This window comes from Eubacterium sp. SB2 (assembly GCF_001244405.1).
Taxonomy (GTDB): domain Bacteria; phylum Bacillota; class Clostridia; order Lachnospirales; family Lachnospiraceae; genus Faecalicatena; species Faecalicatena contortus_B.
In genome coordinates, this window is the sequence record NZ_LN865152.1 from 18,597 (window position 1) to 45,419 (window position 26,823).

Annotated in this window: 25 protein-coding genes; 6 read left to right on the forward strand and 19 right to left on the reverse strand. The window is 47.3% G+C overall.

The window, feature by feature from the left end; genetic code table 11:
• Positions 1–257: 257 nt before the first annotated feature.
• Positions 258–671: a hypothetical protein gene (locus tag BN1938_RS07685; RefSeq protein ID WP_050640055.1), complete on the forward strand. Its 414-nt coding sequence runs from the start codon at positions 258–260 to the stop codon at positions 669–671.
• A gap of 58 nt (positions 672–729) precedes the next feature.
• On the opposite strand, the gene BN1938_RS07690 is transcribed toward BN1938_RS07685, so the two are convergent.
• On the reverse strand, positions 730–1,626 hold the full coding sequence (locus BN1938_RS07690) for an AraC family transcriptional regulator (protein ID WP_050640056.1): 897 nt from the start codon (positions 1,624–1,626) through the stop codon (positions 730–732).
• A gap of 198 nt (positions 1,627–1,824) precedes the next feature.
• Between BN1938_RS07690 and BN1938_RS07695 the strand changes: the two genes are divergently transcribed.
• Positions 1,825–2,862, forward strand: a complete 1,038-nt coding sequence (locus tag BN1938_RS07695; protein WP_050640057.1) for a uroporphyrinogen decarboxylase family protein — start codon at positions 1,825–1,827, stop codon at positions 2,860–2,862.
• 139 nt (positions 2,863–3,001) lie between these two features.
• Here the strand turns inward: BN1938_RS07695 and BN1938_RS07700 are convergent, their stop codons facing one another.
• From BN1938_RS07700 to BN1938_RS07710, 3 genes are all read right to left on the reverse strand, one after another.
• Positions 3,002–4,642 (reverse strand): Na/Pi cotransporter family protein, encoded by a 1,641-nt coding sequence (locus tag BN1938_RS07700; RefSeq protein ID WP_050640058.1) that lies wholly within the window; start codon positions 4,640–4,642, stop codon positions 3,002–3,004.
• Positions 4,643–4,749: 107 nt separating this feature from the next.
• Positions 4,750–5,106, reverse strand: coding sequence for a stage V sporulation protein AE (spoVAE, locus tag BN1938_RS07705; protein WP_050640059.1), 357 nt, complete (start codon positions 5,104–5,106; stop codon positions 4,750–4,752).
• Positions 5,107–5,160: 54 nt separating this feature from the next.
• Positions 5,161–6,171, reverse strand: coding sequence for a stage V sporulation protein AD (locus BN1938_RS07710; protein ID WP_025656573.1), 1,011 nt, complete (start codon positions 6,169–6,171; stop codon positions 5,161–5,163).
• 613 nt (positions 6,172–6,784) lie between these two features.
• Here BN1938_RS07710 and BN1938_RS07715 point away from each other — a divergent pair.
• The 4 genes from BN1938_RS07715 (at position 6,785) to spoVAC (ending at position 9,333) form a co-directional block, all read left to right on the forward strand.
• On the forward strand, positions 6,785–7,159 hold the full coding sequence (locus tag BN1938_RS07715) for a GntR family transcriptional regulator (RefSeq protein ID WP_050640060.1): 375 nt from the start codon (positions 6,785–6,787) through the stop codon (positions 7,157–7,159).
• Between the two features lie 3 nt (positions 7,160–7,162).
• Positions 7,163–8,044, forward strand: a complete 882-nt coding sequence (locus BN1938_RS07720) for an ABC transporter ATP-binding protein (RefSeq protein WP_050640061.1) — start codon at positions 7,163–7,165, stop codon at positions 8,042–8,044.
• Positions 8,032–8,694 carry an ABC-2 transporter permease gene (locus tag BN1938_RS07725; protein ID WP_050640062.1) on the forward strand — a complete coding sequence of 221 codons (663 nt, stop codon included), beginning with the start codon at positions 8,032–8,034 and terminating at the stop codon, positions 8,692–8,694. The genes BN1938_RS07720 and BN1938_RS07725 overlap by 13 nt, the downstream gene beginning before the upstream one ends.
• Before the next feature lie 180 nt (positions 8,695–8,874).
• A complete protein-coding gene (spoVAC, locus tag BN1938_RS07730; protein WP_025656569.1) occupies positions 8,875–9,333 on the forward strand; it encodes a stage V sporulation protein AC in 459 nt (152 codons plus the stop codon).
• A gap of 490 nt (positions 9,334–9,823) precedes the next feature.
• Here the strand turns inward: spoVAC and BN1938_RS07735 are convergent, their stop codons facing one another.
• The 15 genes from BN1938_RS07735 to BN1938_RS07800 all read right to left on the reverse strand — a co-directional run bounded on the left by BN1938_RS07735 (position 9,824) and on the right by BN1938_RS07800 (position 26,799).
• Positions 9,824–10,816: an ABC transporter permease gene (locus BN1938_RS07735; RefSeq protein ID WP_050640063.1), complete on the reverse strand. Its 993-nt coding sequence runs from the start codon at positions 10,814–10,816 to the stop codon at positions 9,824–9,826.
• A complete protein-coding gene (locus BN1938_RS07740; RefSeq protein ID WP_025656561.1) occupies positions 10,809–11,906 on the reverse strand; it encodes an ABC transporter permease in 1,098 nt (365 codons plus the stop codon). The genes BN1938_RS07735 and BN1938_RS07740 overlap by 8 nt, the downstream gene beginning before the upstream one ends.
• Positions 11,903–13,504: an ABC transporter ATP-binding protein gene (locus tag BN1938_RS07745; RefSeq protein WP_050640837.1), complete on the reverse strand. Its 1,602-nt coding sequence runs from the start codon at positions 13,502–13,504 to the stop codon at positions 11,903–11,905. Before BN1938_RS07745 ends, BN1938_RS07740 begins: the two co-directional genes overlap by 4 nt.
• Before the next feature lie 255 nt (positions 13,505–13,759).
• Positions 13,760–14,935, reverse strand: coding sequence for a BMP family ABC transporter substrate-binding protein (locus tag BN1938_RS07750; RefSeq protein ID WP_050640064.1), 1,176 nt, complete (start codon positions 14,933–14,935; stop codon positions 13,760–13,762).
• A gap of 183 nt (positions 14,936–15,118) precedes the next feature.
• Positions 15,119–15,535: a stage V sporulation protein AB gene (locus BN1938_RS07755; RefSeq protein WP_025656558.1), complete on the reverse strand. Its 417-nt coding sequence runs from the start codon at positions 15,533–15,535 to the stop codon at positions 15,119–15,121.
• Positions 15,495–16,160 (reverse strand): stage V sporulation protein AA, encoded by a 666-nt coding sequence (locus BN1938_RS07760; protein ID WP_050640065.1) that lies wholly within the window; start codon positions 16,158–16,160, stop codon positions 15,495–15,497. Before BN1938_RS07760 ends, BN1938_RS07755 begins: the two co-directional genes overlap by 41 nt.
• Positions 16,150–16,311 carry a hypothetical protein gene (locus BN1938_RS23670; RefSeq protein ID WP_167702493.1) on the reverse strand — a complete coding sequence of 54 codons (162 nt, stop codon included), beginning with the start codon at positions 16,309–16,311 and terminating at the stop codon, positions 16,150–16,152. The genes BN1938_RS07760 and BN1938_RS23670 overlap by 11 nt, the downstream gene beginning before the upstream one ends.
• 946 nt (positions 16,312–17,257) lie before the next feature.
• On the reverse strand, positions 17,258–17,974 hold the full coding sequence (gene sigF / locus BN1938_RS07770; RefSeq protein WP_050640067.1) for an RNA polymerase sporulation sigma factor SigF: 717 nt from the start codon (positions 17,972–17,974) through the stop codon (positions 17,258–17,260).
• Complete coding sequence (gene spoIIAB / locus BN1938_RS07775) at positions 17,953–18,408, reverse strand: anti-sigma F factor (RefSeq protein WP_025656555.1); 456 nt, start codon at positions 18,406–18,408, stop codon at positions 17,953–17,955. Before spoIIAB ends, sigF begins: the two co-directional genes overlap by 22 nt.
• Positions 18,405–18,719 carry an STAS domain-containing protein gene (locus tag BN1938_RS07780; RefSeq protein WP_025656554.1) on the reverse strand — a complete coding sequence of 105 codons (315 nt, stop codon included), beginning with the start codon at positions 18,717–18,719 and terminating at the stop codon, positions 18,405–18,407. Before BN1938_RS07780 ends, spoIIAB begins: the two co-directional genes overlap by 4 nt.
• 270 nt (positions 18,720–18,989) lie before the next feature.
• Positions 18,990–20,426 (reverse strand): tetratricopeptide repeat protein, encoded by a 1,437-nt coding sequence (locus tag BN1938_RS07785; RefSeq protein ID WP_050640068.1) that lies wholly within the window; start codon positions 20,424–20,426, stop codon positions 18,990–18,992.
• A 21-nt stretch (positions 20,427–20,447) separates the two neighbouring features.
• The gene (locus BN1938_RS24070; protein ID WP_255350410.1) at positions 20,448–20,582 is read right to left on the reverse strand and encodes a hypothetical protein; all 135 of its coding nucleotides are present in this window, start codon (positions 20,580–20,582) and stop codon (positions 20,448–20,450) included.
• Positions 20,583–20,599: 17 nt separating this feature from the next.
• Positions 20,600–21,919, reverse strand: coding sequence for a bifunctional folylpolyglutamate synthase/dihydrofolate synthase (locus BN1938_RS07790; protein WP_050640069.1), 1,320 nt, complete (start codon positions 21,917–21,919; stop codon positions 20,600–20,602).
• Positions 21,916–24,135 (reverse strand): LTA synthase family protein, encoded by a 2,220-nt coding sequence (locus tag BN1938_RS07795; RefSeq protein ID WP_050640070.1) that lies wholly within the window; start codon positions 24,133–24,135, stop codon positions 21,916–21,918. The genes BN1938_RS07790 and BN1938_RS07795 overlap by 4 nt, the downstream gene beginning before the upstream one ends.
• 15 nt (positions 24,136–24,150) lie before the next feature.
• A complete protein-coding gene (locus BN1938_RS07800; protein WP_050640071.1) occupies positions 24,151–26,799 on the reverse strand; it encodes a valine--tRNA ligase in 2,649 nt (882 codons plus the stop codon).
• Between the last annotated feature and the right edge of the window lie 24 nt (positions 26,800–26,823).

Below are 26,823 nucleotides of genomic sequence, written 5' to 3' on the forward strand. Positions count from 1 at the left end.
GACATTTACTTGAACCATTTTCTTCACAATGCAATCATATAAAATCAATGTAAAATTTGAAATCATCATAATGTTAAATCCTTGTTAAGTGCATGACAGTAAAAAAATTATTCAGTGAACGAATTGCGCTGACATATAGCGCGTTGTATTATATAATAAAGAAAATCAAAAAACAAAACATTTGAGAAATAACAATTGGAGATACTCAAATAACGGGCAGCGGTCTTTCTCAATTGAACTTTAAGGAGGAAAATATTATGGGATTATTCAGCAGCAGCAATAAAGATCCAGAGGCAGATTTTATTATGTTAGATGGAATACCGTCAGTCAGCAGGGGAACAACAGTGACACTGGGTATATCCGGACAAGTTCTGACAGTAAAAGACAGGGGCAGTGATACACTAACATATACGCTGCCAGCATGCAGAATTAAAAATATCTACATCGGTTCGGAAGCCCAGATTATAAATAAAAAAATAAATGTTCACGGTGAAATAGTGGTCAATGGGATAGTAATAGAAGCCCTCCGGGATCTGATTGGTGATGGTGATAAACACCGTTACTTTATGATAATCTTTTACGATTTCAAACAGACAATTCTTTTGGAGATTACAAACGAAGCCAAGACCTTACGGCTATATAACAAATTAAACCCCATGATATCCAATTAAACCATAGAATTGCAAAATCGGACGCCCACATGGGTAGAATCTGCTTCCGAAGCAGATTCTACCCAATCCGATAAGCCCCCCTGTACTGCGCCGGAGTCATTTTTTCTTTTTCTCTGAAGCGGCGTATGAAATGGCTTGTATTGCAAAAGCCCAGCATTTCCGAGATTTCGTCGACCGGCAGTCCAGTCTGCATCAGCATCTGTCTGCCTTTCCTCAGCCTTCTGTTCATAACGAATTCCTGGGGTGTCATCCGGTAAATGGCTTTGAACTGTTTGATAAAATAGGGAAGGCTGATCCCACAGACATCCGCCAGTTGGCTGTTTGTAATCCCATCCCTTAGATGGGCGTCTATGTAAGCCTCTACGCGGGAGAAGTTGGCTTTTACATCCTGGGAAATCTCGACCATTGCGTAGCGTCTCTCATTTTTTAATATTTCCAGCAGCAGGCTGTAGATCTCCAGGGAGACATTCTGCCGCTCATCAATCATTAGTTTCTGCTGTAATATTCCCAATGCTGCGGACGCATCTGAAAATATCATTCCTTCGATCACAGGGCCCTGTGTGTCTACGATATGGCGCGTCAGCCTTCTGCTGTCGCCCCCATAGAATTCTACCCATGACATTCCAAGCGGCTCCGCCTCATCACTTCCATAAGAATGTTCTTCCCCAGCAGGAAGTACAATCACTTGGTTTTTACCCAACTCGTAAGTATTGCCCCGGAAAGTCAGCTTTCCCTTTCCAGAAAAAATGCAGAACACCTCGCAGCAGCTCATGGTACTGTCCCGTTCTACAAAGAACAGACTGGGTACCCGGGATTCAATTCCCGTTCTGTTGACACAATAATAAATGCTGTCCTCGATCTCCTTAAATGGCGATATATAATAATAGTCATGAAAATCTATATCGCCGTTACATACAAATATATTTGCAAAAGGGGCATCTTTTATATATTCCACAGCCTCATCTCCTGTCTTTGGCTCATTTTAATTTTTGTACTATCTTATTATAAATAATAATGGAAATCACGTCAATTTCTTACCGAGAAATAATACTCTCATACTATTTCAATATTTTCCAGTGTCTTGTATACAGCCTGGATTTTTTTTAATATTAGTTTAAAGGAGTTCCGTACTCTAACGAAAGGAGATTTAAAAATGACAGGAAAAGAACGTTTTCTTGCTGCCGCAGCAAGGCAGCCTTTAGACAGACCCCCCATATGGATGAGTGCACCGATCGGAGAGGAAATGAATATCCTATGCCGGTATTTCGGCGTATCCAACTGGCACGAGCTGCAGGTCAAAGCAGGCGATGATGTGTATGCTTTTGATATTCCTTATGATTCAGGTTACGCTACCAGCATAGCAGCCGCTTTCGACTGGTACAGAAATGGCTCGAACGTAGATCCGGACCACCGGACCCTGACGGCCGACGGCTGCTTTAAAACTGCGCAGGAGATATCGGATCTGGATTTTTTCGACTGGCCGGACCCAAGAAAGTATATTGATGCGGAGGAAGTAAGACGCCGCTGTGCAATGGCTCCGGATGGCCGCGCCACCCTAGCACAGGTATGGAGCGCACATTTTCAGGATACATGCGCCGCATTCGGCATGGAGACTGCGCTGATGAATATGGTCAGCAATCCGGAGATTTACATGGCTGTGGACGATAAAATTGTGGATTTCTACTTGAAAGCTAATGAAGTGGTTTTTGAGTCCACAAAGGGAATGCTGGATGCCATTATTATTGCCAATGACTTTGGAAGCCAGCAGGGGCTTATGCTCTCCCGGGAAATGATTCATGATTTTGTTATGCCGGGAGCTAAAAAGATTATTGAGCAGGCCCACAGCTATGGAGTCAAAGTCATCTATCACTCCTGCGGAGCCATATTCGACGCTATGCCGGAACTCATTGAAGCGGGAGCCGATTTTATCCATCCGCTGCAGGCTACAGCCGTTGGAATGGATCCAAGCCGGATTAAAGATACCTATGGGGAAAGCGTCTCTTTCTGCGGTGGAATAGATATACAGGAACTGCTTCCTAACGGCACCCCCGAGGAAGTCAGGGCTAAGGTACGACAACTTCGTGAAATCTTTCCAACCGGACTGGTTCTCTCACCGAGCCAGGGAACGATTCTCGATGATGTTCCGCCGGAAAATATAGCGGCAATGCTGGACGAAGCACTGAAACCTTAAACGCAGATAACAGAAGACCCGGCGTAGTTTTGCCGGGCCTTTTTGATAGAAAGAGTAACAGGTCAGACATGCCTGAACTGTTACTCTAAAGGACTGCCGACTCACCGCATTCAGCGGTTCGTGCAGCCGTCCCTGTAGATTAATTTGCTACTGTAAGTACTTCTTCTGCAATGTTTCTGGAGTGGTCAGAGATACGTTCCAGACACACAAGTGCATCCAGATATACAATTCCCGCATCCGTATTGCACTGGTTCGTGGCCAGACGTTTCATATGCTCGCTGCGCAGGCGGATCTCCAGATCATCAGCCTGGCTCTCTTTCTCTATCACCTTCATAGCCTTCTCTTTGCTGTTTTCCTCAAATGCCTCGATTGCATACACGTAGCTGTCGATACAGACATTGATCATCTCTCTGAGCTCGGCAGTACCGATTTCGGAAAATTCTGCCTTTCTTTCCTGCAGTGTCTCAGCAAATTCCGAAATATTTTCGCAGTAATCACTGATTCTCTCAATATCTGACAGGGTCTGCAGGATACTCGCAATGTGCTGGTGCTCTTTCTCATTAATGGACAGTGCGCTGATCTTGATGACATAATCAGTGATGCCGCTGCACAGCCTGTCCACCACATTTTCTTCCTCTTTAATATCCAGAATCTCCTGATAGTCTTTTGTAAACATAACATTCCTGGACTTTTCCAATGTCCCCTTTACGATGGTTCCCATACGGACAACCTCGCTGACTGCTGACTGCAGTGCAATCCCAGGTGTCTCCAGGATTCTGTCGTCCAAAAGTACACGGCTCTGGTCCACCTCTCTGTCGTCTTCCTTTTCCATCTTCTTGGCCAGTTTAATGATCCAGTCAGAAACCGGGAAGAGAAGGACAGTTGTCCCAATATTAAAGATTGTATGCACCGTACTGATCTCTGTCTGTGTGATAATGCCGCCTCCCGCATTCGGGTAGATGACCTTGAAAAATACGATCGCAACAACACTAAAGAGCACGGTTCCTATAATATTAAATAAAAGGTGCATAACCGCTGCTGTCTTCGCCGTCTTTTTTGCACCGATACTGGACATGATAGCTGTTACACAGGTACCGATGTTCTGTCCCATAATAATGTAAACCGCAGCATTGAACGGAACCAGCCCCGCCGCCGCAAGGCTCTGCAGAATACCGACAGATGCAGAAGAACTTTGAATAATGGCCGTGACCACCGCTCCTGCAATAATCCCAAGAAACGGATTGTGTCCAAGTGTCACAAAGATATTGCGGAATCCTTCTGATTCCTGCAGCGGAGAGACTGCCGATGACATCGTCGTAATACCGACAAACAACAGACCAAATCCTATGATAATGCTGGAGACATCCTTTGTCGAACGCCTGGTCCCTGTCAGCATTACGATCACACCAAGCATAATGGCGATCGGAGCCAGATTGCCGGGGCTTAAAAACTTCGCCCACTCCACACTGGATACAAGCCAGCCGGTAACGGTTGTACCGATATTGGCCCCCATAATCACTCCCATTGCCTGGGTCAGGTTCATAATCCCCGCATTCACAAAACCGACAACCATAACCGTCGTCGCCGAAGAGCTCTGAATAACGGCCGTAATAAAAGCACCGAGCAGAACACCAAAAAACTTATTCTTTGTCAGTGCTTCCAATAATGTCTTCATCTTACTGCCGGCGGCATTTTCAAGCCCCTGGGCCATAATCTGCATTCCATATATGAACATGCCAAGGCCCCCGACAAAAGGGATAATAATGCTTACGTAATTCATACGTTTCCTCCTAAAAATATACTGCTATTTGAAATTTTCCCGCATTATTACGATAACATTATCATTTACAAAAAACAACATAATTTTACATATATTTTATATGGATTTTATTTTTTCATCCGCGGCTCGAAAATAAAGGATGCAATATACCCAAAAATCAAGGCTGCCGAGATTCCAACGGCGCTTGCCTTGAAACCGCCCATAAATATTCCCAGAAATCCATTTTTATCTACCGCTTCCTTCACGCCCTGCCAGAGAACATTGCCAAAACCAAGCAGCGGAACGCTTGCCCCTGCACCTGCAAATTTCTGGAATGGCTCGTATATATTAAGGAACCCCAGAACAGCACCGCTGCATACAAGAAGTACCATGATCCTTCCCGGCATAAGTTTTGTACGGTCCAACAGAATCTGCACCACTGCACAGATGATACCGCCTATTAAAAATGCTTTTAAATAATCCATAAGAACCTCCTTTGAGGGCGTAATTTTTAAATTTACAACCCTGCTTCTTTTAAACTAACAATGTTCCAGCACAATGGCATGTGCAATACCGGGCACGCTGGCTCCCTCGTTAAAACTGACGGTGGACATCAGTGCACCTGTAGGAACAAACAGAATCCGCTTCCACTCCCCTTTTTTCACCTTCGGCAGAATATAGGCCGCCAGAGTGACTGCCGCACACCCGCACCCGCTTCCCCCTGCATGGGTATCCTGGGCCTGCTGGTCATAGATTGTCATGCCGCAGTCCATATGTTTTGTCTTAATATCATAGCCTTTTCCCTGCATCAGGTCGAACAGAATATCCTGCCCCACGTACCCCAGGTCTCCGGTAATAATTCTGTCGTAATCTTCCACTTTTCTCCCAAAATCCTGCAGGTTCTGTGCAATGGTGTCCGCCGCGGCCGGCGCCATACATGCTCCCATATTCTGGGAATCTTTTAGCCCATAATCCACAATTTTACCTACGGTTACCCCGCTGATGCGGATATGGCTTTTTTCGGTACCCACCAGAAATGCACCGCTCCCTGTCACAGTCCAATGCGCAGATAATGGCCGTTGGTTCGCATACCCCAAAGGAAAACGGAATTCTTTTTCTGCGCTCCCGAAATGGCTGGATGTGACAGCCAGCATATAGTCCCCATACCCTGCTGCTACGCTCATCGCGCTGAGTGCCAGCGCTTCTCCTGAAGTGGAACATGCTCCGTACAGTCCGAACATAGGAATCTGCAGCGCCTCAACCCCCATAGAAGTTGCAATCCCCTGACGCAGAAGGTCGCCTCCAAACAGATACCGCACATTTTCCGGCGGTACATGTGCTTTACCCAATGCCAGTACGCACGCCTCTTTCTGCATATTGCTCTCTGCCTCTTCCCAGGTCTTTGCCCCGAAAAGATCATCCTGGTTTGTCATATCAAATAATTTTGCAAGCGGCCCTTCCGCTTCCTTACTTCCGACTACGGAGCCGCTGCTGATAAGATAAGGAGATTCTCCAAAGCCGATGCTCTGGCTGCCTTTTACCTGATTCATCTCTTTCCCTCGTTTCCATTTATAATTTGCTTGGATTTTTATGATTAGTATGCCAGGGTTTTTCCATATTATTCATTGGGACGCTTACCGTGAGCCGGGAGATGCTGCGGGAAGTGCCTGTCCTGTTGGAAATACAGCCCGCTGTGCTAAGCAGCAGTAAGAGGAAATCCGCAGAATCAGCCGGAACCAAACACATTCACCGCTTAATCTGATGATTAAGCGCCTCAGGTGTTCTAAAAAGCTGCTTCGGGAGCAGCTTTTTTCCGGCTGATTCTGCGGATTTCCTCTAACTGCTGCTAAGCTCGCTCATATGCATTTCCAACAGGACAGGCACTTCCCGCAGCATCTCCCGGCTCACGGTAAGCTGGTGCATCCGGTCGGAAGGGATGCACTCGGATTTTGGCGGTGCTGACCGGAACTGCGGATGGGATAGGGATGGGGGCTTTTTTAGCTGTGGGTAGTTTTTAAAATAAATTATTGACAAAATTATACTTTTTGTATATATTGTACTTATACAGTAAGTACAGTTGAGTACATGTTTGGCTGCGCAATGTTTCTAAAATAAATAGTTGTTAATGATTATACGATGTTCTACGGGAAGGAGGGATTACATTTGGATATTATTCTCAGCAGCAGCGGGGGGAAGCCTATCTATGAGCAGATTACATCCCAGATTAAAGGGATGATTATGAGCGGACAGCTCAAGGCCGGGGATGCCCTTCCTTCTATGCGTATGCTTGCTAAGAGCCTGCACATCAGCGTTATCACCGCTCAGCATGCTTACGAAGATCTTCAGAGGGATGGATTTATAGAAACAATTCCCGGGAAAGGAACCTTCGTCTCTGCCCGGAACAAAGATTTTATTAGAGAAGAACAGCTGCGGATTGCGGAAGAAAAGCTCAAAGAAGCTGCCGGGATAGCAAGGTGCAACGGTATCCCGCTGTCACAGCTCATTCATATTCTTGAATTATTTTACAAGGAGGACTGATTTATGGAATATTTTACGGATCATATATTAAGCGTAAGCCATCTAACGAAAACATATAAGGATTTCAAACTGGATGATGTGTCTTTTACGATTCCCAAGGGGATGATCGTCGGCCTGATCGGGGAGAACGGCGCCGGCAAATCAACTACAATTTCCGCCATCTTGAATATGATCTCCATTGAAAGCGGTGATATACGTGTATTGGATATGGATTTTAGAAAACAGGAGCGTGAGATTAAACAGAAGGTCGGAGCCGTCCTGGATGAGCTGCACCAGGTTCCGCACCTTTACTGCGGCGATATTGACGCCATTATGAAGCGTTCTTATACACACTGGGACAGCAGTCTTTTTAAAGAATACCTGGACAGATTCCACCTTCCCGCAGACAAAAAAATAAAGGAATTATCAAAGGGTATGAACGTAAAGCTGAACTTCGCAATTGCTTTATCCCACAATCCCGAGTTTTTGATTCTTGATGAGGCAACATCCGGGCTGGATCCGGTGATGAGAGACGAAATCCTGGATCTTCTTCAGGATTTTGTTCTGGATGAAAATCATTCTGTCCTGATCTCATCCCATATCACGAGTGACCTGGATAAAATCGCGGATTATATCATCTTCATGCATGAAGGCAGGATTCGGTTCATGAAGTCAAAAGAGGAAATTGATAACCAATACGGGGTGTTGAACTGCAGCAGCAGCTTTTTCGAAGCGCTTTCGCCGGATGATTATCAGGCTTATATAAAGGGCGATTACTCCGTACAGGTCCTGGTCCGCAGCAAACAGGAGCTGCTATCCCATTTTTCGGATCTGGTCATCGAACGCGCAACCATTGAAGACATTATGCTTTTCTATATTAAGGGGGTTATCACATGTCAGGATTAGTTTACAGAGATCTGCTTACGTTTTATAGAAAGAATACAAAAGTAACCTATATTATGGAAGCCGTATACTTTTTATTTTTCCTGCTCGTGCTGAGAAATATTTACGGCGCCATTACTTTCCTGGTGATTGCCTCGCCCATCAGCATGTCAGGGTTACCGGCAACGATGAAGGATCTGGATACCAATTACAAGGGAATGATGTCTGCAAGGCTCATGCCTTATACACAGAGGGATATCGTTACAGCGCGGTTTCAGGCCGCATTTTCCTGCCATCTCCTGTACCTGGCCGAAATGCTCCTGTTCTGTATCCTGCATCACGCTATCACAGACAGCATCTCCTGGAAGACTTACGCTCTTTTATTTTTAGGCGGCTGGCTGAGCGCCGTATTTATCACCAGTGTCAATCTATTATCCAGCTTCATCACTGGTCTGAACGCAGCCTCCATCATTTATCTGCTCACGGTGATTCTCCCGGTCGGACTTTTTCTGATCATCACACTGACCGATTTGTATGATATTATAATACCGTTTTTAACCGGTAAGCATCCATTTATCTTCTGGATTATTGCTGTTTTGCTTGATATCATAATGGTTGCAGTAAGTTATCTGGTTTCCGTAAAAAGATTTACAAAGCAAAGAGAAAAACTATAAAAAATAGTAAGGCGCGAAAAAACCTAGCCGACTATTTTTTATGCATCACACATAAGTGGCCAAAAAATCGGCCACTAAGTGCTCATAGTTATAAAAAATAAACAGAACCAATTTTGCTGGTATATTCTATCTTATTTTCCAAATACTAATCTCAATCTAGTGTTTAAAGGAGAAACAGATATGGATAAAGTAGAAAAAATGAAGCAGGAAAAGCAGTACCAGGATTATGTAAAACAAAAAACTCCTGTTCACAATGTTTATGTTAATATGGCAAAAGCTTTTGTTACGGGAGGAATCATCTGCACGGTCGGGCAGTTCATCTACAATTACTGTGAACTTCAGAGCTTATCCAAGGACGAATGCGGCAGCTGGACTTCCCTGCTCCTGGTTCTGCTCAGCGTTATACTTACCGGAATCAATATCTATCCTAAAATCGCAAAATGGGGCGGAGCCGGAGCCCTGGTTCCTATCACAGGATTCGCCAACTCTGTTGCATCACCTGCTATTGAATATAAAAAAGAAGGGCAAGTCTTCGGGATTGGGTGTAAGATCTTTACCATCGCGGGGCCGGTGATACTTTATGGGATATTCACGAGCTGGGCTTTGGGGATTATTTATTGGCTGTTTAAGGTTATTTAGAGTGTCGGGCGCCTGCGCGGAGAGGGAATGAAGAAGCGAATTTGGCTTATGATGGTTAAGATTCTTTATATACTTATCCTCCCCAATCTTATCGTAAGTTCAATTCCATCCACCTCCCCCATCAGAGCCTCGCTAAGTGCCGTTCATTTCCGCCCGGATGCACCCAGCTGTGAAAAACCGCGGAGAAGCGGATGCTGCCGGAAACGGGGACAGGGGGGCTGGAAGCGTCTTTACGGCGATTAGCTGGAGTTAAGTAAAAAGGAAGGAAAACTAGGGTGAGATATGTGATCACAAATCACATATCTCCCTGGCCCCAGCGCCTAAAGCCATCAAGGCTTTAGGTGATGTGGCCAGGTTTGCCCTGGTTTTCCTTCCTTTTTGCTTTACTCCAGCTTACCGCCGTATACCGTTTCCAGCCCCCCTGTTCCCGTTTCCGGCAGCAGCCGCTTCTCCGCGGTTTTTCACAGCGTCCCCACCGCGATCACCGTCACTACCGCTCCTCCCGGAAGTAATTTAGGCCGCAGCTCTTCGGCTGTGCATGCTCTTTGCTCTGGCGCATGCTTGTGACTACCAGAACCACGATTGTTGCCACATATGGCAGCATGTCATAGATCTGTGCCGGGAGTCCCGGGATATTTACGTACATACGCATGATTGTCAGGCCCCCGAATATCAGTGCAACTAATATTCCTTTTGCAGGTCTCCATGTCGCAAAAATTACAAGGGCAACAGCGAGCCAGCCGTAGCCGCTGACACATCCGTGTACCCAGACGCCGGATGTGGTAACCATGCTCATGTACATACCGCCGATTCCACAAATTCCACCGCCCACTACGGTTGCAATATACTTGTATTTTGTAATATTGATTCCCGCCGCATCGGCTGTGGCCGGATCTTCCCCAATTGCTCTGAGGTTCAGGCCCACACGGGATTTGTTAAAGAACCATGCCATAAATATGGCCAGGATCACTGCAAAATATACCAGCCAGTTATATTCGAATAACAGCTTGCCTATAATCGGGATATCAGACAGCACCGGTATATGCAGCCTTGAAAAAGCTGCTTTTGTGGTACCGCTTACTGCTACATATCCACCGGCCTTTTGTCCGATGTATTCCCCAAAAAAGTTGCCGAAACCTGTACCGAAGATGGTCAGCGTCAGACCGGTTACGTTCTGGTTCGCACGCAGAGAAATGGTGAGGAACGCGTAGATCAGCGCTCCAAAGGCTCCCGCTATAAATGACACCAAAAGCGCAATCAATGCAGATACCGTCCCGCTGACACTGCCGCCGGATTTTGCCACGGCCTGCTCGTAATAGTAAGAGCCTGCCAGACCGGTAATCGCCCCCATGAACATCATGCCTTCCACACCGAGGTTCATGTTTCCTGATTTTTCAGTCAGGATTTCCCCCAGCGCCCCCAGCAGCAGCGGTGTACCTGCCAGTACTGCCGCAATGAATAAACTGTTTAATGTACTAAGCATGCTGTTCCTCCTTTCCTCTGAATATCAGACGGTATGTAATAAAGAACTCGCATCCAAGCATGAAGAAAAGGATGATTCCGATCAACAGATCCGAAGCTGAAGCCGGTATCTTAAAATTCGTCTGAATGGTATTGGATCCCCTCTCAAGCATGGCGATAAATACGGAAACCACAAGCATTCCAAAGGGGTTCATCTTTGCCAGCCATGCCACCGTGATCGCAGTGAATCCGACACCGCCTGCGGTTCCTTCCGTTATCGTGTAATCTGCGCCCGCAAACTGGAGCATTCCTACGAGGCCGCACATTGCACCGGATAAAAACATAGTGCGGATAAAAACTTTGCTGACGTTGATTCCCGCATATCTCGCCGTGTTATTGCTCTGTCCCACAACAGCAATCTCATAGCCCTGCTTCGTCTTATTGAAATAGATGAATGCCAGGACAACCAGAACCAGTGCCAGAATCCAGCCCCAGTGGACGCCCAGTACCTTTTTCAGCCTTGCGCCCTGCACCAGCATGGCAATCTTCGGAAAACTGCTTCCCGGCGCTTTCCACGGGCCATTCATCAGATATTTAATAAATGCAAGTGCGATATAGTTCAGCATCAGGGTAAACAGTGTCTCATTGGTTCCCCATTTTGCCTTACAGACTGCCGGAAGCAGACCGTAAAGGCCGCCAGCTGCCATACCTGCCAGAAGCATCAGAATCACAAGCGGAATCTTTGGGAAGATATGCGCGGTGAACAATCCAAACGCACCCGCTGCAACTGCCCCCACAAGGATCTGCCCCTCTGCCCCGATATTCCAGAACTTCATTTTAAACGCAAAGGAAATACCGATTGCCGTGATCAGAAGCGGAACCGCAAGTTTTACGGTCTCATGGATTACAGTTCTGGAACCCCAGGATCCGATTACCATTGCCTTATATACAGCAAGCGGGTTATGTCCGAGAACCAGGATTAAAAGCCCCCCGGTCACAAGCGACAGAAGAAAAGCGGCCGCACGGATTCCCCAGGCCTTCTGCTGTGAAATAGAACCTCTTTTCACCATACGGATCAGTGGTTCTTTTACCTGTGTCTGCTTACTGCTCATACCCCTGCCTCCTCTTTTGTAGTCTCATCCTTATTTTCACCGGCTGGATGTCCGCCGGCACTTTCCTCGTCACTGCTCTTCGGGCCGTTTTTCTCTTCCCCCACATGGATCATCATCAGGCCGATATCTTCCTTCGTCACTGTGCGCGGATCTACAATACCGCTCACCTTTCCTCCGCAGAGAACCATAATGCGGTCGGAGAGTTCCATCAGCACGTCCAGATCTTCTCCGATAAATATAACAGCCACACCCTTTTTCTTCTGTTCGTTCAGCAGGTCATAGATCCGATAGGAAGAGTTGATGTCCAGCCCCCGCACCGGATATGCCACAATCAATACGGACGGGCTCAGGGCAATCTCTCTGCCCAGCAGTACCTTCTGGACGTTCCCCCCGGAAAGCCTTCCCACAGGCGTCTCTACTCCGGGCGTTACAATCTCCAGCTCCTCAATGAGCTGTTCAGCCACTGCCTTTGGTGTTTTCCGATCTACAAAAAGGCCTTTTTTATCTTTGTAGCTTCGAAGCATTACGTTGTCTGTCATATCCATTCCGGCAACCAGCCCCATACCAAGCCTGTCTTCAGGAACGAAGGCCATAGAGATGCCCTTTTTTACAATCTCGTCGGGCTTGAGCCCCAGAATGCGCTCTTTGATCGGCTCTCCGTTATGTTCTCCCGCGTAGAGCACCGAGCCGCCGATGGCAGGATACAGGCCGGCAATCGCCTCACAGAGTTCTTTTTGGCCGCTGCCAGCAATTCCGGCAACACCCAGTATCTCACCTCCATACGCCGAGAAAGAGACATTGTCCAGCGCCTTGACGCCCTCACCATTCAGGCAGGTCAGGTCAATGACCTGAAGACGCTCAATGCCCCGCTCCTGCTTCGGTCTGTCGATCTCCAGACTGACCGGACGCCCTACCATCATCTCCGTCAGCTCCGCCTGGTTTGTCTTTGCTGTCTCAACAGCACCTATGTATTCCCCCTTGCGAAGTATCGCCACACGGTCGGATATCGCCAGCACCTCATGCAGCTTATGCGTAATAATGATGATGGATTTGCCATCCTTTTTCATGTTACGCAGCACCGCGAAAAGCTTCTCCGTCTCCTGCGGCGTCAGTACTGCCGTAGGCTCATCCAGAATCAGGATATCTGCCCCTCTGTACAAAACCTTCAGAATTTCAACCGTCTGTTTCTCTGAGACGGCCATGTTATAAATCTTCTTGGCAGGATCGATCTCAAACCCATATCTGGATGCAATCTCCGCCACCTTTTTATTTACTTCTTTCCGGTTCAGCACCGCCTTCCCGTCAAGTCCCAGCACGATGTTTTCCGCGGCCGTCAGAACATCTACCAGTTTAAAATGCTGGTGGATCATTCCGATTCCCAGTCCAAACGCATCCCTCGGCGAACGGATTGTCACCTGTGTGCCGTGGATACTGATTTCCCCATGATCCGGGAAATAAATCCCTGAAAGCATATTCATCAGCGTCGTTTTACCGCTCCCATTTTCACCAAGGAGCGCCAGTATCTCTCCGTTCTTCAGCTCCAGGTCAACATCCTTGTTGGCAACGACCTTTCCAAATGTTTTGGTGACGTGATGCATTTTCACAGCATACTCTGTAGTCTCGCCCAAGTCTTCACCCTCCTTTTACTCTTCCTGTCTTTCTTCTCTTCCTTTTCTGTCCCCCGTTCGGGTACACCGCAATACACGTCCCTGCAATGACATGCATTACGGAATGCCCGAAAAGGCCTCTCTCCAAAAACAGAGCCGTCATACAACGGCTCTGTCAATGAACTTATCCCTGGATGAATCGATAATGCTGCTTTTCACACCAATCGGGTGCTCCCGGCAACTCGATTATTCAACCACATTGCATCCTTCGATGATGTAACACCAGGATGGTGCGGAAGCTTCTTCCTGCTCGTGATAGTAATCGCCTTCAGCAACTTCTATTGTTTCGCCATCCGGGCTTGTCCCTTTCAGAGGACCATCGAATACGTGGATCTCGCCTGCCTCAAGTGCCTTAGTCGCCTTGTCGATTGCTTCCTGAGTTCCCTCTGCTGCAATGTCAGTATTCAGTGGTGACAGATAAACTGCGCCATCTTTCAGACCTTTACACCAGTCAACCGGGATCTCCTTGCCGTCAATCATTGCCTGTACTGCATCCGTTACATAGATACCCCAGTCAATACGTGCGGAAATCAGGGAAGCCTTCGGTGCTGCTTCAATCATATCATTGTTATATCCAACCTGGAAAGCGCCGTACTCCTCAGCCGTCGTTGCCGGTGCCGTAGAGTCTGAATGCTGGGAAACCACATCGCAGCCTCTCTCGATCAGAGCTTTTGCAACCTGTGATTCAACCGTTGGGTCGTTCCATGAATTCGTATACATGATATCCATGGTCACATCCGGATTCACGCTCTTAGCCCCCAGGTAGAATGCTGTATATCCACTGATAACCTCAGCAAACGGGAACGCTGCTACATAACCCAGCTTATTAGACTCTGTCTTCATACCTGCTGCGATACCTGCCAGGTAACGGGCTTCAAAAATAGATGCAAAATAATTATGCATGTTGCTCAATCCGGAATCTTTTGCCTGGAATCCTGTAGCGTGGCAGAACTGGATATCCGGGTACTCCGCTGCTACTTCTTTTACGTAGTCTTCAAATCCAAAACTTGTTGCGAAAATAATGTTGCAGCCGGCGTCAACCAATTCTCTCAGCGCGGTATCACATTCAGCACCCTCAGGAACATTGAACTTATTGATAATCTGATCATCGCTTAATCCCAATGCTTCCTGCATCTCCTTGGTTCCCAGATCATGGTTGTATGTATACCCCATATCACTGGCATCAGAAACATGTACAAAGCCGACTTTCAGATCTTCCTTTGCAATGCCTGATGTGCTCTCTGTCTTCTTGTCGTCTGAATCTGAAGTGTCTGCCTCTGCAGCCGGTTTGGCACCGCAGCCTGCAACCAGGCCGATAACCAACGTTGCGCACAGCAGTGCGCTCAAGATTTTCTTTTTCATACCTTCTCCTCCTAAATAAAAACTGGCTACCCTAATTAAGAAACATATTCCTTGATTGGATAGCCTTATACTACTTCTAAATTTTACACCGGCATAAGAAATAAGTCAAGTTTTCTGACTCGTTCTTTGAAAACTTCTTAACAAACTTTAGGCTTACGGCTGACTCTTCATTTTACCTTCCTGCTACCACCGCTGCAAAAAGAACACAAAAGACCCGATCCCTTTTCCAAGCGCCATGCTGATGATAAACGCAGATATATACCGTACAATTTTCAGCCTGCGTACAAAAATCGGGAATACATTCAATATCTCAGCCAAAGCCATTGACCAGCAGCCCACAAAGATACCGGCCAGAATCCCAAATACCGGGATCAGCCAGTTTCCGTGAGAGATATGGATCTCAAATACGGAAAAAAGATTACCTGCAATACCTCCCAGGGCGACACAGTCTTCATAAAGCAGAATTCTGTCGCCGGTATGTGTCCGGTCTGCAAAATCTGCTACCACTCCCAGCTCTATAATAAAAGAAAACAGCCCGCCTGCGACGACAAGCCCGCCGCTAAGTCCGATGACTGCTAATATGATTTGATTTACCCACATCCAGCTCCTGCTCCCTTCTTGATGCATCCTCGACCAGAGTTGTCTGGATATCATTTTCGTAAAGGCGCATCTGCACCTCCATAGGCGTCGGATCTACTGTAAAGCGCTTCTTTCCGAAGTGATTGAAAAATACAAGGATACCTACCGTAATTCCTACAGAATAGGACACCTCAAGTATTGTGAATCCATCGGAAACGTCGCCTGTCACATACTCGTAAATCTGTGAAAATAATCTTGACGTAGAAACGTCATTATTAAAAGCCATAATCGAAAAAGCAGCGCCGCAGAAAGTAATCAGCACTACAATGACCGTTTTTATTACATGCCATACCATACCGGGCGTCTTCTGCTCTTCATAAGTGATAATTATATCCTGTTCTCCAAGATTTTGTACTTCAAGTCCGGGATATTTCTCATGGATACAGGCAATAATTTTTAAGATAGAGATTACCATACGCTGTTTTTTCTTATCCGGTATCTTCAGGATCTTCAGGGTTTTCAGTTTTGGAATCATCTCCTTATTGCTGCACTCCATAGCAACAATATCACCTAAGGTGACATCTTTTTTCTGTACCTCAACGTTCCGGTCACCCTTGAGATACACTGTATCATGATTAACAGCCATAGTATTCCACCTTCGGTCCCTGAATCAGAGTTCCCTCACTGGCAGAGGGCTGCCCGCTTCCATTAAAATAATAATAAAAAATACCCACAACCACCGCCGCAAGCACAATGCCGAAGAGGCAGATACGAATTTTCCTTCTTCCATTTTCCATAGAGGCCACCTAACCTTTCCAAAAATATAGTAGTGATAGTATTTGAAAAAAATGCGAAAGTATACGTTCGCGTCGTAAAAGGTGAGGCGGCTTCCGGCGGACTGTGTATGCCATTTCCGGAACCGGCCGTTTGCGGAGAATCCGTAAGAGAAAAAACAGGAAATATTGAGGGTGCTTGCCGCAGTTGGCCCGAATGCCGATGCATTCGCGCCGCCGGCGGCAACAGAATTTGTTTTTGTAAAACAAATTCTGCCCTCAATATTTCCTGTTTTTTCTCTAACGGATTCTAACCGCGCACTTTGAGGCTCCGGAAATGGCATACACAGTCCGCCGGAAGCCGCCTCACCTTTTACGACGCTGGGTGCATCTGGGCGGGAGGCCTTTTTTTCTGGCTGGAACTATGGCGGGGGCAGCGGATGGTGGATGGTGGATGCTGCACGTTTTTTTGTTTAAAATAGTATGTTTGTAATTGCCCCTTTTAAGGCATATCTTAACCAGCTAATCTATTTTCTAATAAACTGTTTAACAGAATCCCAATCGCCATTCTCTCTGTCCCACCAATCCACTCCCATCCGCCGCCCCCGCTCAGATTCCCCTATAGGAATCTGCTCTACCGGTTTGATGAAGCCCAGCCGGCCCGGAGCGGGACTTCTGCGGCGGGCCGGGAAACTTTCGTGCCCCTTTTATCCCGCATAGAGTGCGCTTTAGTGCCACTTGATAAAAACCACATCGGATTGGAAGGCTGAATGCTGCTTCCGAAGCAGCATTCAAGGCGGCCTGAGCCGTGCAATTCATCAGAATTGCGCGGTGAATGCCGCTGGTGCCTTCCAATCCGATGTGGTTTTTATCTAGTGGCACTTAGCAAACGGACAGCAGAATAAAAGGGGCACGAAAGTTTCCCGGACTGCCGCAGAAGTCCCGCTCCGGGCCGGCGTCCCCTCCCCATCTAACTCCCCAGCCGCCGCAGATTCTCAATAATCCGCTTCTCCATACGTGAGACCTGTACTTGGGAGATCCCAAGTTTTTTCCCCACCTGGGACTGTGTTTCATCCGCAAAGTACCGCAGATATATAAGCTGTCTTTCTTCTTTATCCAAAGTCTCCAGCAGTTGTGCCAGGAGCATATGGTCCAGAATTTTTTCCTCCTTTCTTTCTTTTTCTTCCAACTTGTCCACAAGACGGATCTCGTTTCCCTCCTTCTGGTGGATCGGTTTATACAGTGACTCTACTTCTCCGCCGGCTTCCATGGCCTGTACTATTTCTTCTTTGTCTACATCCATTGTAACGGACAGCTCCTCGAGTGTCGGCTCGCGGCCCAGGCTTGCGGTCAGTGCTTCCCTGGCCTGAAAGATCTTGTAAGACAGCTCTTTTAAGGAACGGCTTACCTTTATCATACCGTCATCCCGCAGGAAACGCTTGATTTCTCCGGATATCATTGGGACTGCATAGGTAGAGAATTTTACTTCATAGGACAGGTCGAACTTGTCGATGGCTTTTAATAGCCCGATGCTGCCAATCTGGAACAGATCCTCTGCATCCGTCCCCCGTCCATAGAAGCGCTTTACTACACACCATACCAGCCCCACATTTTCTTCTACTAATCGTTCTCTCGCTTCTTTATCTCCATCGTGTGATTTTTTGATTAAAGCGATTGTGTGGTCCATAGCTCCCTTCCTTTTCCGATGGTTTTCTTCATCCGAACCGTAGTTCCTTCACCTGGCTCGGATTCCACTTCTACATGATCCATAAAGGCTTCCATGAAAGCAAATCCCATCCCGGAACGTTCCAGCTCTGGTTTGCTGGTATACAGAGGAGTCATGGCCTGTTCTATATTTTCAATCCCGACTCCATGATCTCTTACTTCCACGGTCATCTGCTGCCCTTCAATCCTGCAGCGGATGGAAACTTTATGTATCTCGTTCTCATATCCATGGATAATGGCGTTGGTTACCGCCTCAGATATGGCTGTCTTCACATCCGAGACTTCTTCTACAGTCGGGTTCAGCTGCGTCAGAAATGATGCCACTGCCACTCTCGCAAATCCCTCGTTCGATGAATGGCTGTCAAAAATTATCTCCATTTCATTTGTGTTTTTCATGCCTCGTCCTCCTCATATATCTGCATTATTTTTGTCATTCCCGACATCGTCAGGATCTTTTTTATTCTCGCATTGGCGTGTACCGCCCAGACTTCGCCTCCCACCAGGCGGATGATCTTATACCTTCCCATTATAACTCCAATTCCCGAACTGTCCATAAAATCCGTCATCTCAAAGTCGAAAATAACAAACTTAATATGGTTCCTTTCAATCAATGCATCTGCATTTTTACGCATTTCCTCCGCATTGTGATGATCCACCTCGCTGGGCAGGTAAATTGTCAGGCAGTTCTCCTGCACCTGATACTTCATAGTACTCCTCCTCTATGCTATTCATATTCTTCCGGACTTTTTTATGCGCTCCCCGCAGTCCTGTTCTCTCTTTCATGTATCCTGCGCTTCTTTTCTTTCCCGCTGCCGTTTTTTCGTTACTGCGCACGCCCCAAAGGTCTTAGCAGCAACGTTTTTCCCATCAGAAAAAGGATATGCAGCTTTCTACATATCCTTATCTTTCGTGTATCAGAACCGCCTGAGCCGCGTATCACCGCGCTGCAGTCCTCTTATGTATCTCTTCTTCTGCCTCTATTGTCCGTCTGTATTCTGTCCTTCGTTGTCTGCACTGCCGGTCTGATCCGCATTGCCATCCTGCTGATCCGTACTCTGCTGATCGGCATTCTGCCCGCCGTCAGACTGTGTATCTCCCCCCTGGGAAATACTGTCCAGGCTGTTCTGAGCCTCCTGGGCGCGTTCCGTATCCGGGTACAGCTCGGTCACGCGTTTCAGATACTTCACCGCATTATCGTTGTCGCCGTTGCGCATATAGGCAACTCCCAGATTCAGAAGTGCTCCTCCGCTGTCATATCCCTCGTCCATACGCACTACCTTGCTGAGGGAATCAATCGCCGTATCATAGTTAGCCACTTCGAGGGATGCTGTCCCTCCGGAATACAAAGACTGGCAGGCAGACGGGAAAATGCTTTGGGCCAGTTCATCATACATCGCCTGACCGCCTTCTCCCAGTGCATCCTTATTTACATTCAGCAGTGTCTCCGCCATGGCATCGTCTGTATAACTGTTGGAGTAGAATTGGTTGGACACTGTCATCAGATTTTCATAACTCTCAGCCGTGCTGGCCGCATTCTGCGCAGCCTGCTCGGAATTCTCGTCGTTTTCCCGGTATTGGTTCAGCGTCCTTGTCTGGGCGCTGATCTGTGCTTCCATTGCATTGATACGCTCGCTGTACTCTATAATCTGCTTATTGACGCTGTCAGCTTTCGCCTCATTCACTGCCGGCACGATCAGAAACCAAACAATGGCTGCCCCGATCACCGCCCCTACGACAATATTCATCACCGTAAACTTACTGGCCAGCACCTTGAGTCCAGCGTGCCTTGGCTGGATGATCGTCTCATTCCCCAGGCTGTATTCTACCGTTTCCTCTTTGCCTTTTTTTCCATCTTTTACTTTTTTACCGCGCAAATTAGCCATCTCATGCATATAACGCAAAGTCATGTCATTCGTCGTATCCAGCTTTCTGGCAATGCGAAGAATCTGCCTCGCCTTGGCATACTGCTCGGTACGCAGGTATAAGAGCGCCAGAAGCTGATAGGCCTTCAAAAATGTCGGATGAGATGCAACCACTTTCTTCAGTTGGATGATTGCCAGATCCTCACCATTCTGGCTGCAATACACAAGACACTGATTGTAGCGCTTCACGGCCTGGTTGATTATTTCCAGCTCACTGGCCGATTGCTGTACTTCACTGATAAAATAATCAGCCACATTATCCCTGGGTTTCAGATTCTTACTGATAATCCACTCGACCAGGCCTTCCGCCACTTCTCCGCGGCCATAGTATACAAGGCCTAAAAGATTTCTGGCGGCAATATTTTCTCTATTATATTGTAAACTCCGCCGAAGTGAGGTAACCGCACCGGACATGTCACGTATCTGCGCTTTCCTCAGGCCATCATTATACCAGTAATTGGACTGGTATAAGATTTTCTTCGTATAGTCCATCTATGCTCACCATTATCTTTCTTATTTCGTCTGATCCATTACTTCTCTCAGAAGGTCCGTCATATCTGACAAATCTTCCTGATATACTGCATCTTCAATGTCTTCTACTTCCAGGCTAGGTTTAAACTTCTTCAGTTCTTCTTCAAAATCCAGCATTACACGGCCTCCTTTTCTCAGGTATTCTTGTCACCCTGCTTTCTCACAGCGTTCTCCCTTCTGGCCGGAATGAGCGCTTTTATCATTCCAGTCAGATAAAGAGACCCCAGACAGTATATCGTCCTGTCCTGCTGATGACCCATCACGTAACGGAGCGCTTCTTCTAAGGACTCCCGCGCGAAAACAGGTTTCTCCGTATATTTTTCAAAAATACGCTGCAGCTCTTCTATACGTGCAGCACGCCCGTCATCAATCAAGGTAATCATGTAGAAATCCGTATCCAGATTTCTGCACAGACAGGCAATCATCTCTTCATAATCTTTATCCCGTACCGCAGAGAACAGAATAATATTCCCTTTTTCCTTATCCTGAACGCTCTGTACAAAGCTCTCAACTGCACTGACATTATGTGCACCGTCTACATAGACATCCGGGAGTATCTCTTCCATGCGGCCTTCCCATCTTACACCGGCAAGGGCCTCCCGCCACCGGCATATCTTCCCTTCGTTTCCGAAGATCTGCCTCATAGCCTCCAGGGCCAGAATGGCATTGCCCGGCTGATAAAGCCCAATGTTATCAAGAGTCCATGTAGTATCTCCATAATACGCATTTACGCAGGAAAATGCAATATGTTTGTCCCGGATTCCCAGAATTTCGTACGCGTCTTTCCCTATTTTTTTACAGGGCGCCCCAAGTTCTGCGGCTCTCTTCTCGATTACGCGGCTGCTGGCCTCCTGGGTGTCTGCATAGAACACCGGCACGCCCTTTTTGATAATCCCCGCTTTTTCAAATGCAATTTGTTCCAGCGTATCCCCAAGAATCGCCGTATGGTCCAGTCCGATAGAAGTAATCACGGATACCAACGGTTTCCCGATGGCATTCGTGGCGTCCAAACGCCCCCCCAGACCGGTTTCAAGCACAACGTACTCCACGCCGGCTTTGGCGAAAGCTGTCATTGCCATCCCGAAAAGGAATTCAAAAAAGGTCGGATGGGGCAGATTTTCCGCCTCCATCTCCTCCACTTTTTCCATTACATACCCGAAAACATCCAGAAAATCTTCGTCTGCAATCTGGCAGCCGTTGATCACAATTCGCTCATTCATCTTTACCAGGTGGGGTGAGACAAACATTCCTGCCGTCTTTCCCTGGGCAAGCAGCATGGCGTTCAAATATGCACACACCGACCCTTTTCCGTTCGTACCTGCCACGTGGATCACCCTGCGGCCTTCCTGTGGATTTCCCAGAAACTGAAGAAACCGGATCGTATGCCCCGTCTTATTTTTTGCCGTAAACTTCGGAATATTTAAAATATACTCTGCGGCCTCTGTGTACGTCACTTCTCTTCACCTGTTTCCTGCTCTGCAAATGCTTCGCGGCCCGGTTCCACACCGCCGATGGTCAACGGCAGCTCCGTCAGCTTTCCGCCTTCATACTTATATTCCCTGGATGAGCGGAATATGGTATTGCTGGAACCTACCTGGCACACCTGCAGAATATCCCCGTCCTCAAGGGACGCTTCTTTTAAATCGATTCTGGTATTATTCAGGAACGTACTGCTCTGTTTTTCACCATTTATATAGACTTTACTCTGTTTCGTAAAGTTTTCTCCGTAGATACTATAAGTTCCGTCCAACTGGGAAACCAGTTCGGTTACCGCGGCGTCATTCACTCCCATCACCATATGGCCTTCTGTAATCGGCTGTCCGCTGTCTTTGTAGACATACTGCTTTCCATATAAAATGTCGTACTGCAGAAGTTCCAGGTCCGCCAGATAATTCTTGGTCTGCCGCCTCTGCTGATGGTAATTGAATATCGTGCCGGAATGGATATCCAGACGCTCAAATACATCCGCCATGATCTGGTACGCCGGGATATTTCTATCCTCTTTCTCAAGCCCGATATTATCCCAGATTACATAATTCGTATTATACAGGTATCTGCTCTTGAGATCCTTTGCTTCCAGTCCCATCGTAGGCAGGTGGTCTCCATAAAATACAATGACTGACGGCTCGTTCCGCTGTTCCACCGCCTTCACAAGATCACCGGCAAACTTATCCATTTCATACACTTCGTTCACATAATATTCCCAGGAATTGCGTTTTCCCTCGTCTTCCACCCCGCTCACCACAATCTCCGGGTTCTCAATCATCTTCTCCGTCGGATAATCCCCATGGCCCTGCACACTGATGGTAAACACAAAGTCCTGCTGTTCTGTTGTATCCATGGAATCCATGATATTCGGGATCAGGATATCATCCGTAGCCCATCCCTTGGGCGTAGTCTGGAGAATGTTCATAAACTCTTTGCTCGTATAATGGTCAAACCCCATGTGGTTGAACACCTGGGCGCGGCTGTAGAAGTTACCGCCGTTATTGTGAAGCGCCTCTGCACCATATCCAAACTTACCCAGTGCGGTGGCTGCACTTTCCAGTACTTTGGTCTTTGCGTATGTTTTATAGGGATATTCCCCCGGGCCGAAGAAACGCATACTCATCCCCGTCAGCACCTCAAACTCTGTATTCGCCGTTCCGGCGCCAACGGAAGGGACCTTAAAGTAACCCGTCGAATGCTCCTGATACATCTTTCTCAGATTCGGGATCGGATCTTCCGAAAATTGGAGCCACTCTACCTCTGTAGGGTCAAAGTAGGATTCCAGCTGCACAAAAATAATATTCGGAAGCGTTTCTTCAGTCCTCCCGGTTGTACTTTCTGTAATACTGCCGTTGTTGCTTATCTTAGCCATCGTCTCTTCACTGTAGCCTGCAGGCTCTGAGATACCGGTATTGAATATACTTGCAGTAAAGCAGTACGGGAAACCATAGTCCTCATAGGCAAATGCAATGTTTCCAAAATAGTTGGAGACAACCCGCTTGTCAATCGCCACATCCGTCAGAAAAACATAGGCCCCAAGCCAGAATACAACTCCTGCCAGCGCAAGAATGCGATGCATTTTCCCCGCGTACTGTCCGCCCCTTCGCCACATGGAGATCACCCAGAGAATCACTGCGGCGATACCCACGATCAGCAGGATCAGTTCAAATGTGTTAAAGTAATTGCCTGTCAGGGCCAGCGCGTCCGAAAGTACCTTCAGGTCCTGGGCATTAAAAGGCGTCACCCTTTTCAGAAGCAGATACCCATTGCAAGTTCCCAGAAACAGCCAGAATACACTGAGCAGTATTCTGGCAAACAGTCTCCGCCTGACAAGATAGACAACGGAAAATGTGGCAAATATCAGGAATGCATTGAACAAAAATACTTTTGGCGATCCCACCATGTAGTCCCATGCCTCAAACAGAGAATGACGGGAGATCACCTCAATCAGCAGGTTCAGCACACATGCCAGCAGGAAATGCAGAATCAGTGAGATCCTGTCCATAAACCTGTATACCGGCTGCATCTTCTTCGCAAACTTACTGTTGCGGCGCTGTTCCAGAATCTGCTGCCGCCGCTCCCTTCTCTCTTTCCAGTGCGCTTTGACATCTTCCTTTTTTAAGTTTTTTATTTTATGAAAAAAGCCTTTTATATCAGGTTTCCTGATTTGAATGTGTTTCATTTATGACCTCTCTTACTATTTCTTCAAGCCTTCCATTCTCTCCTGTACCTGTTTTAACATCTGCGTGTATTTCTCCAGCTTTTCACGCTCTTCCTGAACCTTTGCCTCCGGCGCTTTACTGATAAACTTTTCGTTTGACAGCATCCCTTTGGCTCTCGCGATTTCTTTTGTCAGTTTCTGCTCTTCCTTCTTCAGTCGCTCCATTTCCTGTTCAAAATCAACCAGATCTTCTAACGGAAGATAGACGGATGCGCCGGGTACTACAATGGATACTGCATCTTCGCCAACGCCCTGCTTTTCTGCGCTGATATAGAGCTCTGCGGCATTCATCAGAGGCTTAACCGAATCAGACAATGCGGTAAAGCCGTCGCACAGCGCTTTTTCCCCGCTTACAATAAATACCTTTGTTTTGCGGCTGTTCTCCACGTTCATCTCCGCACGGATATTGCGGATTCCCCGGATTACCTCTTTCATATGGTCCAGAACAATCTCGGATGCGTCAAAACTCCACTCTTCCTTATAAACAGGCCAGTCAGACATCATCAGAGATTCCTCTTCCGGCACGAGCGCCTTATAGATCTCCTCTGTTACGAACGGCATAAACGGATGAAGCATCTTAAGCGCCTGCCCGAGAACGGTCTTTAACGTCCACAGTGCACAATTGGCAGCCTGCGGATTCTCCTCCTTATGGTAAATACGGAATTTTGCCATTTCGATATACCAGTCACAGAATTCATCCCATATAAAATCATAAACTTTCTGTACGGCGATTCCAAGCTCGAATTTATCCATATTTTCTGTCACATCTTTTGCCAGGGTGTTGACTTTGGACAAGATCCATTTGTCCTCCTCTGCCAATTCCGCAGTCCCCGGCTGTGTCAGCGTTTCATTTTCAATGTTCATCAGAATAAAGCGGGAAGCGTTCCATACCTTATTGGCAAAGTTTCTGCTTGCCTCCACTCTTTCATTATAAAATCTCATGTCATTCCCAGGCGCATTACCGGTTACCAGCGTCAGGCGGAGTGCATCCGCACCGTACTGGTCGATGATCTCCAGCGGGTCAATCCCATTGCCCAGTGATTTGCTCATCTTGCGCCCCTGAGAATCTCTCACAAGACCATGGATCAGCACTGTATGGAAGGGGGACCTGCCTGTATGCTCGAATCCGGAAAATACCATACGTATTACCCAGAAGAAAATGATGTCGTATCCTGTTACCAGTACGTCTGTCGGATAAAAGTAGTCCAGATCTTCTGTCTTCTCCGGCCATCCCAGTGTGGAGAACGGCCACAGCGCTGAACTGAACCATGTATCCAGGGTATCTTCATCCTGTGTAAAATGGCTGCAGCCGCAGTGCGGACAGGTCTGCGGAACTTCTTTTGCGACAACGAACTCTCCGCATTGATCACAGTAATAAGCCGGAATTCTATGGCCCCACCAGATCTGTCTGGAGATACACCAGTCTTTGATGTTCTCAAGCCAATGCAGGTAGATCTTATCAAAACGTTCCGGCACAAACTTCAGCTCGCCTGTCTTCAAGGCATTGATCGCCGGTTTTGCCAGTTCTTCCATCTTGACGAACCACTGCTGTTTGATCAGCGGTTCCACCGTTGTGCTGCATCTGTCATGGGTTCCGACATTATGAGAATGAGGCTCAATCTTCACAAGATATCCCTGTGCTTCCAGATCCGCAACGATAGCCTTTCTCGCCTCATAGCGCTCCATCCCCGCGTACTTTCCGCCTTTTTCATTGATCGTGGCGTCATCATTCATGATATTGATTTCTTCCAGATTATGACGCTTTCCTACCTCAAAGTCATTCGGGTCATGAGCCGGTGTAATCTTTACCGCACCGGTACCAAATTCCTTGTCAACGTAGTAGTCGGCCACAATCGGTATCTCCCGGTTTACAAGCGGAAGCACTGCCGTCTTTCCCACAATATCGCTGTACCGCTCATCATCCGGATGTACCGCAATTGCAGTATCACCAAGCATAGTCTCGGGACGTGTCGTCGCAATCTCCAGGAATCTGTCCGTTCCTGCGATCGGATACTTGATATGCCAGAAGAAACCGTCCTGCTCCTCATGCTCTACTTCCGCATCGGACAGAGAAGTCTTGCATACCGGACACCAGTTGATGATTCTGGAGCCTTTATAAATATATCCCTTTTCATACAGTTTGATAAAGACGTCTTCAACAGCCTTGGAACAACCTTCATCCATGGTGAAACGTTCTCTGTCCCAGTCACAGGAAATCCCCAGCTTTTTCAGCTGGTTTTCAATCGTTCCGGCATATTCTTCCTTCCACTGCCAGGTTCTCTCAAGAAAGCCTTCTCTTCCCAGCTCTTTCTTGTCGATTCCCTCTTCTTTCAGCTGATTCGTTACCTTGACTTCCGTAGAGATCGCAGCATGGTCTGTTCCCGGAATCCACAAGGCATTGTAGCCCTCCATCCTTTTATAGCGGATCAGGATATCCTGCAGCGTATTATCCAGTGCGTGTCCCATGTGGAGTTTCCCCGTAATATTCGGAGGCGGCATCACCGTAGTAAACGGCTTTCTGCTCCTGTCAATTTCCGCATGAAAATACTTGTTTTCGCACCATTTCTCATAAGTCTTGTCTTCAATTTCTTTCGGATTATAAGTCTTTGCCAATTCTTTGCTCATAGTTTCCTCCTTGTTCTCCCTCAT